The sequence below is a fragment of the Lysobacter sp. BMK333-48F3 genome (assembly GCF_019733395.1).
GTDB lineage: Bacteria > Pseudomonadota > Gammaproteobacteria > Xanthomonadales > Xanthomonadaceae > Lysobacter.
The window spans coordinates 5,174,544-5,187,241 of record NZ_JAIHOO010000001.1 but is presented as its reverse complement, the minus strand read 5'-3'; the positions used below and the strand labels follow the sequence as shown (position 1 = coordinate 5,187,241).

The 12,698-nt window shown below is 68.4% G+C and carries 9 protein-coding genes; 6 read left to right on the top strand and 3 right to left on the bottom strand.

Going from position 1 to position 12,698, the window contains the following annotated elements:
- Positions 1-185 precede the first annotated feature (185 nt).
- Positions 186-878, bottom strand: coding sequence for a metalloprotease secretion chaperone CpaB (gene cpaB / locus K4L06_RS22330; RefSeq protein WP_221673447.1), 693 nt, complete (start codon positions 876-878; stop codon positions 186-188).
- A gap of 75 nt (positions 879-953) precedes the next feature.
- The gene (gene cpaA, locus K4L06_RS22325) at positions 954-2,765 is read right to left on the bottom strand and encodes a metalloendopeptidase CpaA (RefSeq protein ID WP_221673446.1); all 1,812 of its coding nucleotides are present in this window, start codon (positions 2,763-2,765) and stop codon (positions 954-956) included.
- Positions 2,766-3,394: 629 nt separating this feature from the next.
- Here cpaA and K4L06_RS22320 point away from each other — a divergent pair.
- The 6 genes from K4L06_RS22320 to K4L06_RS22295 all read left to right on the top strand — a co-directional run bounded on the left by K4L06_RS22320 (position 3,395) and on the right by K4L06_RS22295 (position 10,777).
- Positions 3,395-4,822: a hypothetical protein gene (locus K4L06_RS22320; protein ID WP_221673445.1), complete on the top strand. Its 1,428-nt coding sequence runs from the start codon at positions 3,395-3,397 to the stop codon at positions 4,820-4,822.
- Positions 4,823-5,222: 400 nt separating this feature from the next.
- Entirely contained in the window at positions 5,223-6,275 is a 1,053-nt protein-coding gene (gene rfbB, locus K4L06_RS22315; RefSeq protein WP_221673444.1) for a dTDP-glucose 4,6-dehydratase, read from the top strand.
- Positions 6,276-6,285: 10 nt separating this feature from the next.
- Complete coding sequence (gene rfbA / locus K4L06_RS22310; RefSeq protein ID WP_221673443.1) at positions 6,286-7,170, top strand: glucose-1-phosphate thymidylyltransferase RfbA; 885 nt, start codon at positions 6,286-6,288, stop codon at positions 7,168-7,170.
- A gap of 10 nt (positions 7,171-7,180) precedes the next feature.
- The gene (rfbC, locus tag K4L06_RS22305) at positions 7,181-7,738 is read left to right on the top strand and encodes a dTDP-4-dehydrorhamnose 3,5-epimerase (RefSeq protein ID WP_221673442.1); all 558 of its coding nucleotides are present in this window, start codon (positions 7,181-7,183) and stop codon (positions 7,736-7,738) included.
- On the top strand, positions 7,735-8,634 hold the full coding sequence (gene rfbD, locus K4L06_RS22300; RefSeq protein WP_221673441.1) for a dTDP-4-dehydrorhamnose reductase: 900 nt from the start codon (positions 7,735-7,737) through the stop codon (positions 8,632-8,634). The genes rfbC and rfbD overlap by 4 nt, the downstream gene beginning before the upstream one ends.
- A 139-nt stretch (positions 8,635-8,773) precedes the next feature.
- Complete coding sequence (locus K4L06_RS22295) at positions 8,774-10,777, top strand: S9 family peptidase (protein WP_221673440.1); 2,004 nt, start codon at positions 8,774-8,776, stop codon at positions 10,775-10,777.
- Between the two features lie 101 nt (positions 10,778-10,878).
- Here K4L06_RS22295 and K4L06_RS22290 read toward each other — a convergent pair whose 3' ends face one another.
- Positions 10,879-12,669: an oligopeptide:H+ symporter gene (locus tag K4L06_RS22290; protein ID WP_343225805.1), complete on the bottom strand. Its 1,791-nt coding sequence runs from the start codon at positions 12,667-12,669 to the stop codon at positions 10,879-10,881.
- Between the last annotated feature and the right edge of the window lie 29 nt (positions 12,670-12,698).

The following is a 12,698-nucleotide window of genomic DNA, read 5'->3' as shown; positions in this document are numbered from 1 at the left end:
GCGTTCGGGCCAGGGCGCCGCTTCGGCAGGAGCTGCCGAAGCGGCTGCGCGGTCTCGCGGCCCGGATCCGCCCGGCCAGGCCCATCGCGACGGGGGGTCGTACCGCAGGCGCGCGGACCCGGCGTCCGCGCCGCTCGTTGAGGGGTTTGGTTTTTCGCCATGCCGGCGCGTGGCGATCGCGCGCCTCAGCGGCGCGGCGCGGCTTGCAGATAGTCCTTGCCGTCGGCCGGCAGATGGAAGTCGGCGCCTTGCTCGACGATCCAGCCCAGGCCGTTCTTGGCTTCCAGGTTGTAGCTGCCCATCGGCGTGTCGAAGCTGCCCAGCACGTAGTCGTCGATCATGGTCTGGCTGATCGAGAACCGGCTCTGGGTCGAATTGAAGTCCTCGAACGTGCCCGACCAGCGGACGATGTCGCCGTTGACTTCGACCGTGTCGATCACGCCGTGCAGGGTCAGGCCGATGTTCGGCACGTAGACTTCGAACTCGTCGCCGACGCCCCTGGCTTCCAGCACGTAGGCGTCGTAGGCGACGAACTGGCGGCCGTCGCTCATCTGCCGCGGGGTCGGCTTCAGCGCGCCTGCGGCGACCCTGGCCGGATCGGCCAGTTGCAGGACGTCCTTGCGCGCGCGCGCTTGCTGCAGGCGAGTGCGGTCGAGCGAGAACGTGGCGCTGCGGCGGGCGACGAAGGCGTCGACGGGCGTGGAGGCCGTGCGGGCTCCGGCGCCGGCTGCCGGCTCGGCCGCCGGCTCGCTCGCCAGCAGCGACGCGGCAGCGGACGGGGCGGTGGCGCGCGTGCGTTCGACCAGGAACAGGCCGACGGTGGCCGCGGCGGTCAGCGCGAGCGCGGTCGCCAGGGCGTGCTTGCGGGTGATGGACATGAGGTGGAGTTCCGTAGTGCCAAGACGAAGCCCGCCCACCGGTGCGGTGGGCGGGCGCGGGTTCGACGGGATCTATCAGTAGAACTCTGAAACGATCTTGGAGCGCTCGTTCATCGCCCGCACCGAGTCGGTAACGTTGGCGATGCCCATCGGCAGGCCGATGGCCACTTCGGTATCGGGCGTGTACGAGTAGTAAGGAGTCGCGTAGTACAGGTTCGGGTTGGAGTAAAAGGGGATCGCGTTGCCGCCCATGATGTCGCGGATCAGGTTGTAGCCCTTGGCATAGGGCGCCGAACCGCCGCTGGCGGCATCGCCGTGATTGAGGCCCATGTTGTGGCCGAACTCGTGGCGCATCACCGTGGTGCCGCAGGCCAGCGAGCCCGAACCGATCATGCTCTCGCGGCCGGCGCTGACCCAGGCCAGGCCGCAGCCTTCTTCGGTGCCCTCGTAATAGACCGCATCGGCGGCCAGCCGCGACCGGGTCGAGCTGACCACCGAGTCCTTGAGCGCGACGTTGAGGATGTCGCCGAGCGTGGTCGCCTGGAACTGTCGCTTGAGCAGGCCGACCGCCTTGACGTAGAAGTTGGCGCGGGAGTTCTCCAGCGCCTCGTTGGTCAGCCGCAGCCCTTCCCACAGCCGCATCTGCGCCGCGGTCTCGCCGAGTTGCGCCGCCGCTTCCTCGCTGTAGACCAGCAGCATGGTGATCAGGCGGGTATCCAGCGCCCAGGCGCCGGCCGAGGTGCGGACGAAGCGCAGGGTTTCGCCGCGACGGACCGGAACGCTGCCGAAGCTGGTGTTTTGGCCGGTGACGCTGAAGTCCCAGGCCGCATCGCTCTTGACCACCACCCGGTCGCCCGGCGCGGCGTTGACCGGCAGCTTCACCGTGCCGGTCCAGTTGCCGTCCCAGGCCGAGTAGCGGGCGTTGGGCGAAGTCATGTCGGGCAGTTGCGCGCCGCCCGGGCTGCTCGCGGTATAGGCCGGGGTCGGGCTGGACTGCAGCACCCAGCGCGCGCGCTCCTTGATGTAGATGAAGTCGTAGCGCGAGCCGGTGAACAGTTTCATGGTCGAAGGCGCGTCGACGTTCTGGCTGGAGACGGTCGCGGTCCAGGTCGCGTCGGACACGAGGCTGATCCGATCGCGGTCGCCGGCGCCGGCCGGCAGGCGGATCTCCGACACCCAGTTGCCGTCGCCGAACCGGACCTGGGTGTTGGGCACGCTCGGGGTCGGGATCTGCGCGCCGACCTTGCCGGCGTCGAGCGTCTGGGTCGGCGCCTTGACGCTGACCCAGCGTTGCAGCGCGGAGCGATACAGGAAGGCGTACTGGTCGCCGGTGCGCAGGTTGAAGCTGCTCGCGTACTGGATGTTCTGCGGATTGATGCGGCTGGTCCAGGTCGCGCTGGACGAGACCACGATCAGGCTGTTGTCCGGGGCGCTGGAAGGCAGAGTGACCGCTTGCGCCCAATCGCCGTCGGCGAGGTCGAAGCGCAGCACGCGGGCATCGGGGTAACTGCCGATGGTGCCGCTGCCGCCGTTGCGGTTCGGACTCAGGCTGGGCCCGACCAGGCTCCATTGCTTCCGCGCGGCCCGGTATACGAAGGACAGGTGGTTGCCGGCCTGGATCCGCATCGAGCTCAGCGGATAGTCGGTGTTGCCGGTGGCCAACTGGCTGTCGTAGCCCGCACTGGAGTGGATCGCGACGGTGTAGCCGTCGCCGGCGGCGTTGGACAGGGTCAGCTTGGGCGCCCAGTTGCCGTTGCTGAGGTAGAAATCGATCGACGGGTAATTGCCGGGGATGTCGCCGCCGCCGACCTGGTTGGGGCTGAGGTCGGTGGCCCATGCGCCGGTCGCCGACAGGGCGAGCAATAGGCCGGTCAGTGTCTTGATCACGTTGCGAACCTCCATGACGGGATGGAATGGCGTCCCGTTGCCAAGGCGATGGTTCGGAACGATTCGGTGCCGATACGCTGGCGCGCATAGGGCAGCGGACGTCGCTGCGGACGCCCCGCCGTCGCGTTCGTGCGGATCGGGCGAGCGAGTCGAATGTAGAAAATTTTCGACACCGATACTTAGAATATTTTGATATGTGTTTCGATTTACATGCCGAATTTGAGCGGAGTGGAAGGCGCCTACGCTAATCGATTCGGCTGCGTTTCCGTGGTGATTTCGCGCTTTCTTCCGATGCGATTCTTGTCGCTGTGACGTGTGTCGCTTGCAATGCAGGCGGCCGGGTCGTCGGTGCCGACGCGATTGCATGTAGCAAAGCAACAAGACTCCTGGTCGACGCAGGCGTTGTGTGATCGATGTCAAGTGCGACGCGTGTTAGCGACCCGAATTCGGGGCGCGATCTGTGTGCTCCTGTGCATGGCCGATCCATGTCGCGGTTCCGGCCGCGGCCCGGGGGTAGCGTGCGCGTCGCTGCCGTTGCGTGCCGGATCGCGCCGCCGCGACCGTCGATGACGGCGCCTGGCGCGACGGCGCTTCGGCCGCGCTCCTGTCCGTGTCCCTGCGAGGTTTCCATGCGCTTATCGTTACGCTCCCACGCCCTCCCGTCGTTTCCTCTTGCCGCCGTACTGGCCGCCGCGCTGGCCCTGCTCGGCAGCAACCCGCTCCACGCCGCCGAGGCCGCCAACGTGGTGGTCGATTTCACCGCCCATCGCCAGCCGACTTCGGCCTATTCGCTGGGCTCGACCGTGTCGACCTATGCCGACAACGGCAGCAACCTGATCAAGGGGCCGAACCAGGCGCTGTGGCAGCGTTACCTGGGCGAACTGGGGCCGCTGGTCTGGCGCATCCCGCTGTACCACCACGACGGCCAGGTCGGCTCCGCCGCCGGCGGCGTGCACGGCGGCAACGAGGGCGAGGCCTATATCCGCGCGATCAAGGGCATCGGCGGCATCCCGATGATCGCCGTCGGCGGCAGCGCCAACGACAACGACATCCGCGCCAGCGACGCCGCGGCCCTGGTTCGCTACTTCAACGACAACGGCGGCAGCCACGGCGGCCCGGTCGACGACTACATCATCGGCAACGAGCCCGACAACGGCTTCGGCATGGATCCCTACATCCACGGCGGCAACGGCAGCGACGGCTTCCACGCCATCGCGACGGCGATGCGCGCGGCCAGCGCGCGGCCGCTGTCCCTGGCCGGCCCTTCGCTGGTGACCTGGGCCGACTACAAGTTCGGGGACTTCCGCAAGTTCTTCGCCGCCAGCCACGCCGATGTCGACGTGGTCGACTTCCACAAGTACGGCGACGGCCAGCGCGTCGACAACCTGCACCGCACCGGCCAGTACGCCGACGCCATCGCCTGGCTGCGCCAGGAGATCGACACGACCTTCGGCGAGCGCGCCGACGGGATCGCGATCCAGGTCGGCGAGTTCAACTACAACTCCTGGTACGACGGCAGCTGGCGCGACGCGTTCTACACCTCGCGCAATCTGGTCCACACCGCCTCGGTGATCGGTCACGTGCTCAACGCCGGCGGCAGCGCCTATCAGTACGCCGACAACAACGGCCCGCTGGGCCTGATCACCGACGGCACCGGCCGCAACGACCAGCCGGACGGGCAGCACGTGCGCCTGCCGGCGTATTGGGGAATGAGCGTGTGGACCGGCGGCACCTGGTCGCGGCGCTTCGGTTCGACCATGGTCGCGGCGACCAGCGCGATCCCGGAACTGGAGGTGTTCGCCACCGACGACGCCAAGAAGATCGTGCTGATCAACAAGTCGGCCTCGCTGGACCGGCGCGTGGTCATGGACCTGCGCGGCAAGGCCAGCGGGGTGTACTCGGCCTGGCGCCACGGCCGCGGCATGAATCCGGCCGACTTCGCCCTCGGCGCGCAGTTCCGCGCCCCGGCCCGGATCGCCAATGCGGTCGCCTTCGCCCAGGGGCGGGTGGTGGTGCAGGTGCCGTGGATGAGCGTGGTGGTGGTGACGGTGGATTGAGGCCGGCTTGCGGACGGGCGCGGCGTCGGCTGCGCCCGTCCGGATCGTCTCAGGCGAGGGTTTCGCCGCTCGACCCTGTCTCCAGTCGTGCGGGTCCTGTCTTCACGCAGCCCTAACATCGGGTTGCGCCTTGCCGGCTTTGTCGTGTTTTCGCCGGTCGGCGAGCGGGTGTGAGGTCGGTCACGCGGTCGCTGCGGCGGATTCGCCGCAACCGGACCGGCACAGGATGAATCGATGCCCCGGCCGCTCGCGGCCGGGAGCCGGATAGGCATTACAATCCGGCACTTGCTCGGATCGGCCGGGCAAGCTGAACAGCCCGATGCAACGGGTGTGCGGGCGCTGGGCGTCCGCGCCGGCTGGCCGGCCCGATCTTCGTCGATCAAATAAAGGAGTGTCCTGAGTGCCTACTTGGCTTGTGACCGGCGGTGCCGGCTTTATCGGCGGTAACTTCGTTCTCGATGCGGTCCGCAAGGGCATCAAGGTCGTCAATCTCGACGCTCTGACCTATGCGGGCAACCTCGACACCCTGGCCAGCCTGGAGGGCAATCCGGCCCACGTCTTCGTCCAGGGCGACATCGGCGATGCGGCCCTGATCAAGCGCCTGCTGGCCGAGCACCGCCCCGACGCGGTGATCAATTTCGCTGCCGAAAGCCATGTCGACCGCTCGATCGATGGCCCTGCCGCGTTCGTCCACACCAATGTGGTCGGCACCCTGAGCCTGCTGGAGCAGGTGCGCGATTATTGGAAGCAGCTGGACGCGCCGGCGCGCGACGGCTTCCGCTTCCTGCACGTGTCCACCGACGAGGTCTACGGCAGCCTCGGCGAGACCGGCAAGTTCACCGAGACCACCCAGTACGCACCGAATTCGCCGTACTCGGCGTCGAAGGCCGCGTCCGACCATCTGGTCCGCGCCTTCCACCACACTTACGGCTTGCCGGTCCTGACCACGAACTGCTCGAACAACTACGGGCCGTTCCAGTTCCCGGAAAAGCTCATCCCGCTGATCATCGCCAAGGCCCTGGTCGGCGAACCGCTGCCGGTGTACGGCGACGGCCTCAACGTGCGCGACTGGCTGTTCGTCGGCGACCACTGCTCGGCGATCGCGCGGGTGCTGGAAGCCGGCCGCATCGGCGAGACCTACAATGTCGGCGGCGACGCCGAGCGCGCCAACATCGTCGTGGTCAAGACCATCTGCGCGCTGCTCGACCAACGCCGCCCGCTGGCCGACGGCCGCGCGCGCGAATCGCTGATCACCTACGTGACCGACCGTCCCGGTCACGACCGCCGTTACGCGATCGACGCTTCCAAGCTCAAGAGCGAGCTGGGCTGGGCGCCGACCCTGACCTTCGAGCAGGGCATCGCCCACACCGTCGACTGGTACCTGGACAACCAGGCTTGGGTGCAGCGCGTGCTCGACGGCAGCTATCGCCTGGAACGCATCGGTCAGGCCTGAGGACGCACGCATGAATCGCAAGGGCATCATCCTCGCCGGCGGCTCCGGCACCCGGCTGTATCCGATCACCCAGGGCATCAGCAAGCAGCTGCTGCCGGTGTACGACAAGCCGATGATCTATTACCCGCTCAGCGTGCTGATGCTGGCGGGCATCCGCGAGGTGCTGATCATCAACACCCCGCACGAGCAGGCGCTGTTCAAGACCCTGCTCGGCGACGGTTCGCGCTGGGGCATGAAGATCGAATACGCGGTCCAGCCCAGCCCGGACGGCCTGGCCCAGGCCTATCTGATCGGCCAGGACTTCGTCGCCGGCCAGCCCAGCTGCCTGGTGCTGGGCGACAACATCTTCCATGGCCCGGGCCTGACCGCGATGCTCAAGCGCGCCGGCCAGCGCGATCACGGCGCGACCGTGTTCGGCTATTGGGTCAGCGACCCCGAGCGCTACGGCGTGGCCGAGTTCGACCGCGAGGGCAAGGTGGTCGGCCTGGAAGAGAAGCCGGACAAGCCGCGTTCCAACTACGCGGTCACCGGCCTGTATTTCTACGACGGCCGCGCCAGCGAGTTCGCTTCCCGCCTCAAGCCGTCGGCGCGCGGCGAGCTGGAAATCACCGACCTCAACCGGATCTATCTGGAAGAGGGCTCGTTGCATCTGGAGCAGCTCGGCCGCGGCTACGCCTGGCTCGACACCGGTACCCACCAGTCGCTGCTGGAAGCGTCCAATTTCATCGAAACCATCGAAGCCCGCCAGGGACTGCGCATCTGCTGCCCCGAGGAAATCGCCTGGAACAACGGCTGGATCGACGCCGCGCAACTGGCCGAACTGGCCCGCCCGCTGGCCAAGAACGGCTACGGCCAATACCTGCTCGGGCTGTCCGAGCGCGGCTTCGTGCCCTGAGGAAAGACGTTTGAAAATCATCGAAACCGATCTGCCCGGCTGCGTCGTCATCGAACCGCAAGTGTTCGGCGACGCGCGCGGCTTCTTCTACGAGTCGTTCAACCAGGACAAGCTCGCCGCGCACGGCCTCAACCCGCGCTTCGTGCAGGGCAACGTGTCTTCGTCCGCGCGCGGCGTGCTGCGCGGCCTGCATTACCAGTGGCCCAATCCGCAGGGCAAGTACGTCTCGGTGGTCGAAGGCGAGGTGTGGGACGTTGCGGTCGACATCCGCCGCGGTTCGCCGCATTACGGGCGCTGGACCGCGGTCGTGCTGAGCGCCGAGAACAAGCGCCATTTCTGGATCCCGGAAGGCTTCGCCCACGGATTCGCGGTGCTCAGCGAGCGCGCGGTGTTCAGCTATCTGTGCACCAACGTTTACGACGCCGCGGCCGACGCCGGCGTGCGTTGGGACGATCCGGACCTGGCGATCGACTGGCCGCTCAGCGAGCCGAGCCTGTCGGCCAAGGACGCGGTCGCGCCGTTGCTGAAAGACATCGCCGAGGACCGCTTGCCGGTGTACGCGCCGTGAGGTTGCTGCTGCTCGGCGGCGACGGCCAGGTCGGCCACGAACTGCGCCGCAGCCTCGCCCCGTTGGGCGAGGTGGTGACCACCACCCGCAGCGGCCGTCTGGCCGAGGATGGTTCGGCCTGCGAAACCCTGGACCTGGCCCAGCCCGACGCGATCGAGCCTTTGCTGCGCCGGGTGCGGCCCGATCATGTGATCAACGCCACCGCCTACACCGCGGTCGACCGCGCCGAGAACGAGCGCGAGCTCGCGTTCGTGGTCAATGCGGGGGCGCCGGAGCGGCTGGCGCAGCTGTGCGCGGCGGACGGGATCGGCCTGATTCACTACTCGACCGACTATGTCTTCGACGGCAGCGGCACCCGGCCCTATCTCGAAACCGACCCGACCGGCCCGATCAGCGCCTACGGCGAAAGCAAGCTCGCCGGCGAGGAGGCGATCCGGGCCAGCGGCGCCGACCATCTGATCCTGCGCACCGCCTGGGTCTACGCCACGCGTGGGCACAACTTCCTGCGCACCATGCTGCGCCTGGGCGGCGAGCGCGAGGAATTGCGCGTGGTCGCCGACCAGCACGGTTCGCCGACCCCGGCCTGGCTGCTGGCCGATGCCGCGGCGCAGGTGCTGCGCCAGGGCTTGAAGCAATCCGGCGTGCGCCACCTGGTCGCCGGCGGCCAGACCAGCTGGCACGGTTTCGCCGAGGCGATCTTCGAAGAAGCTTTGGCGCGCGGGCTGATCGCGCGGCAGCCACGGGTCGAGCCGATCGCCACCGCCGACTACCCGACGCCGGCCCGTCGCCCGGCCTACTCGGTGCTCGACAGCGGCCGCCTGCGGGACGAGTACGGCCTGGACGTGCCGCACTGGCGCGCCGCCCTGGCCGCGACCCTGGACCGCCCGGCCGCCTGAGCGCGGCCCCCGCGGTGCCGCTGCGGCGGCGTCCTGTGTGCGTTTGTGCGGCCGCGGCCGCCCCCCTATGATCGGGCCGTCGCGCAGCGACAGCGGCCGCTGCGGCGGCCGCCAAGGACGATGTGCAGGGGGAAGGGCCATGAAGTTGTGGGGATACGCGTTGCTGCTGGCCGCGGGGCTGGCAGCGCCGATGGCGGCCGCTGCGGCCGCTGCCGAGGGAGTCGATGTCGAGTCGTTCATCAAGGACGACGCCTTCGTCGACATCAAGCTTTCGCCGACCGGCGAGTTCTACGCCGCCACGGTGCCGACCGAGAACGAAACCATGCTGGTGATCTTCTCCCGCGAGGGCATGAAGATGACCGGCGCGTTCCGGCTCGGCAAGAACAACCACGTGCACGACTTCTGGTGGGTCAGCCCGACCCGGGTGCTGATGGGCATGGCGCAGAAGCTCGGTTCGCGCGACGAGCCGCAGCCGACCGGCGAGATCTACGCCATGAACGCCAACGGCACCGGCATCGACGTGCTGGTCGGCTACCGCGTGCGCGGCGCCGGCGCCGGCACCCGCATCCAGCCGAAGAAGGTCGAGCAGGTCGCCGCCTTCCTGGTCGACGACCTGCCCGGCGACGACAAGAGCGTGGTGATTTCGGTGCAGCAGTTCGCCGCCGACGCCTACACCCGCGCCGAGCGCCTGGACGTGTACACCGGGCGCCGCAACCAGATCGCGATCGCACCGGTGCGCAACGCCGATTTCGTCACCGACAACCAGGGCGTGGTCCGGTTCGCGCTGGGTTACGGCACCGACCAGGTGCGCAAGCTGTTCTACCGCGCCGGCGAAGGCAAGGACTGGCAGCTGCTGAGCTCGGACGCGCAGGGCAAGGGCATCGACCGCCCGATCGGCTTCTCCGCCGACGACAGCGTCGCCTATTTCCGCAGCGAGCAGCCGCAGGGGCCGGACGCGATCGTCGCCTTCGACATCGCCAGCCAGAGCCGCAAGGAGATCCTGCGCGATCCGGTCGCCGATCCGCAGCGGACGATCTACCGCCGCAACAGCAACATCCCGGTCGGCGTGTTCTTCGCCGACGGCGTGCCGCGCACCGAGTTCTTCGACAAGACCTCGCCGGAGGCCAAGCAGTACCGCAGCCTGGAGGCCGCGTTCAAGGGCGAGAGCCTGCGCGTCACCTCCGAGACCGCCGACGGCGGGCTGGCCTTGCTGCGCAGCTGGAGCGACCGCAATCCCGGCGACATCTTCCTCTACGACAACGCCAAGAAGCATGCCGCGCACGTGATCAGCCGCGGCTCCTGGGTCGATCCGGCGAAGATGGGGCCGGTGCGCCCGGTCCGCCTCAAGGCGCGCGACGGCCTGGCGCTGTCCGGCCTGCTGACCACGCCCAACGGCAGCGACGGCAAGTCGCTGCCGTTGGTGGTGATGCCGCACGGCGGTCCGTTCGGCATCCAGGATCTGTGGCAATTCGACCACGACGCGCAGATGCTGGCCCAGGCCGGTTATGCCGTGCTGCAGCTGAACTACCGCGGTTCGGCCGGTTACGGCCGGGCGTTCCAGCTCGCCGGCCAGCGCCAGTGGGGCGGCACGATGCAGGACGACCTGACCGACGCCACCCGCTGGGCGATCGAGCAGGGCGTGGCCGACCCGGCCCGGATCTGCCTGTACGGCGCCAGCTACGGCGGTTACGCCTCGCTGATGGGCGTGGCCAAGGAGCCGGCGCTGTACAAGTGCGCGGTCGGTTACGTCGGCGTCTACGACCTGCCGATGATGCACAGCACCGGCGACATCCAGAAGGCCGGTTCCGGCGAGACCTACATCCGCGAATGGATCGGTTCCAAGGAGGAGACCGCCAAGGTCTCGCCGACCCAGTTGGCGCAACAGATCAAGGTGCCGGTGTTCCTGGCCGCAGGCGGCGAGGACCAGCGCGCGCCGATCGTCCACAGCGAAAAGATGGAGAAGGCGCTGCGCGCCGCCGGGGTGCCGGTGGAAACCCTGTACTACAAGACCGAAGGGCACGGCTTCTACGTCAAGGAACACCAGCGCGAGTTCTACACCCGCCTGCTGGCGTTCCTGTCGCGCTCGCTCGGCGGCCGGGTGGCGGCGCCGGCCAAGGCCGCGGCGCCTGCGGCGGCGAAGTAACAGCGAGGAGTGAGCGTAGAGGAGTGAGGAGCGAGCAGGGCGCAAGCGGCTACGCACCCGCTTTGGCTCACTTCTCGCTCCTCTTCACTCGTTCCTCGTCACTAGCCCGCCCCGTGCATCCAGCGCCGCAGCAGCGGCGCCAGCAACAGGAAGGCGACGCCGGAACCCAGGCCCAGCCACATCAGCATCGAGAACAACTCGCCGTACCTGGCCGCAGCCGCGGCCAGGTCGATCGCGCCGCCTTCGGGAATGTCGACCGAGGCGATCTTGGCCAGTTGCGCGGCCAGCACTTCCGAAAAGGCCGTGGCCAGCCAGAACGCGCCCATCATCAGCCCGACCACGCGCGCCACCGACAGCTGGGTCACCGCCGACAGGCCGATCGGCGACAGGCACATCTCGCCGATTTCGAGGATGAAGTAGGCCGCGACCAGGTACCACACGCTGGCCATCGCGCCGCCGCCGGCGACCTCGGCCGCGGCCACCAGCGGCAGGAACGACAGGCCGGCGAAGATCAGCCCCAGCGCCATCGTCACCGGCTTGCCCGGGCTGCGGCCGCGCCGCGCCAGCCACGGCCACAGCCAGGAGAACAGCGGCGCCAGCACGACGATGAAGAACGCGCCCAGGTAGGTCAGCGAGCCGGCGGTCTGCGGCACCAGCACCACGTCGTGCGCGGTCGCCAGGGCCAGGCCGAGCACCAGCAGCGCGACCAGGGCCTTGGCCAGGCCGTCGCGGCCGCGGTCGCTGGCGAGCAGGGCGGCGACCATCAGCGGCGGGCTGGCCGCCATCGAGAACAGCGACCACGGCAGGGTCGGCTTGTAGTCGGCGGCGTTGGCCAGGCCGAACATGTCCTTGGTCATCAGCCGGTCGTTGAAAGTCACCCAGGAGCCGTAGGTCTGCTCGTACAAGGTGAAGAAGATCAGCACCGCGAAGATCAGCACCACCAGGGCCAGCATCTGCTGGCGTTCGACCTTGCCGCACTGGCGGGCGATGAAGCCGAAGAACCAGACCAGGAACGCCGCCAGGGTCGCCAGCATGATCGCCAGCGCGGCGGTGAAGTCGAGGCTGCCCAGGCGCAGGGTGACCTGCGACGCGAACTGGATCGTGCCCCACAGCACCAGCACGCCGGCGGCGCTGCCCAGGTAGATCCAGGCCTCGCGCGACAGGCCGCGCACTTTCTCGCGCAGCCGCGCCGGGTCGGCCGGCTCGGCATGGCCGTGCAGATAGCGCTGGCCCCACAGGAACATCAGCAGGCCGGCGACCATGCCGATTCCGGCGGCGCCGAAGCCGTATTTCCAACCGTAGGTCTCGCCGAGGAAGGCGCAGATCAGCGCCGAAAACAGCGCGCCGACGTTGATCCCGGCATAGAACAGGGTGAAGCCGGAATCGCGGCGCGGATCATCGTGCGCATACAGCTTGCCGACGATGGTGGAGATGTTCGGCTTGAGGAAGCCGACCCCGGCGATGATCAGCGCCAGCGACAGGTAGAACACCTGCAGCGCGGCCTCGTCGCGCACCACCGCGCCGTTCACCGTCTTCGCCGCCTGGCCTTCGTAGGCCATGCCCAGGTGCCCGAGCACCAGCAGCACGCCGCCCAGCACCACCGCCTTGCGCATGCCCAGGTAGCGGTCGGCGAGCAGGCCGCCGATCACCGGCACGGCATAGACCAGGCCGCCATAGGCGCCGATCAGGTCGTAGCCGGCGTCGTCGCCGAACAGGTGGTACTTGAGCAGGTACAGCAGCAGCAGCGCCTTCATCCCATAGAACGAGAAGCGCTCCCACATCTCGGTGAAGAAGCAGACGTACAGGCCCTTGGGGTGGCCTAGGAACTCGTCGCAGCGCGCGGCGGCGGGATCGGGTTGAGAGGAGTCGGGCAGGGCGGGGCTGGCGGGCACGTGCGGACGTTCCTCTCGTGGGGTCGGGC